This is a genomic window from Vibrio sp. Vb1554, assembly GCF_033344235.1.
Window position 1 is genome coordinate 1 of record NZ_JAWPOJ010000387.1, and the last position, 1,108, is coordinate 1,108.

Here is a 1,108-nt window from a genome sequence, read left to right on the forward strand (position 1 = left end):
CCATAGATTGCGCTGGCATTTTACCAGTGTGGTTGAGCGTTAGCGTTACTTCTTTACAAGTTGCTGGAACACTCAATGTTTTGGTCGAAAACTGCATCATATCGTTAGCATCAATAGAAACCTCACACTCTGCACTGGCTTGTGCGCCGAAGCTCAATCCTGCCAGTGCCAAGGTTGCTGCTAATATACGTAAAGACATATAACACTCTCCATTTTGTTGTTTTGGGCTGACTTGGACTTTTTTGTCCAATAGTTCTCATTATCAGCCAGTTTTGACCCGAAAAACGTGCTTCAATCGGTATATTGACGATTTGTTGCAAACTTGTACTGGTTCGTTCCACTGATTGATCATTGGACTACCTGATTTTCTTTCGTGGCGTGAACTGGCTCAATTCTCAATTCGTGTAGGTTGAGGGAGTCGATTCAATAAGAGATGGAATATGAGATGGGTAAGAAACTAAGAGAAAGCCCAACGTCGACGTTGAGCTTTGGAACGTATTAAGAGGAGGGTTAGCGAGTCTGTTTAAGCTCTGCTAATACTTCGTGCAGTGAAGGCACGATAGCGTGGCCAAATTGTTTTACCTCATCGCAAGGTTCAACCAAGTCCGGAATTTGATAAGTAATCATGTTTGCCGCTACAGCGGCGCGAACACCGTTATTGGAATCTTCAAAGGCCAAACATTGGCTTGGCTCTACATCCAGACGGTTCGCTGCCAGCAAATAGATTTCTGGATCGGGTTTGCCGTGGCTCACTTCGCAGCCTGTCGTTAGGTTATCGAAGTATTTGCTCAACCCTGCTAATTCCAGTTTGATTTTTGCCACTTCTTTCGCGGTAGATGTCGCGACCGCGATAGGTAAGCCCTGTGCTTTCAACCACTCCAGCAACTCAACAACGCCATCTTTTACAGGGATGGCTTGGTGTTTGACAACTGCGTTGTAACGAGTGCGCCATTCAAGATGTAGGCGGTCTAAATTCTCGCCGTAGGCTTTGCGGAAAATCGTCTCAATTCCTGCCGCATTGCGGCCAATGATCGATAGGTAAACATCTTCATAAAACGGAAGGTTTTGTACTTCACATGCTTCTTGGAAAATACGCATACAGACGCGT

At 45.4% G+C, this 1,108-nt stretch carries 1 protein-coding gene and 1 pseudogene; both read right to left on the reverse strand.

The window, feature by feature from the left end:
• Positions 1-199 (reverse strand): annotated as a pseudogene (locus tag R8N28_RS26500) (plastocyanin/azurin family copper-binding protein); the annotation flags it as partial.
• Positions 200-510: 311 nt separating this feature from the next.
• Positions 511-1,108 (reverse strand): HAD family phosphatase (locus R8N28_RS26505; protein ID WP_318183825.1); only part of this gene is annotated, 598 nt, incomplete at its 5' end.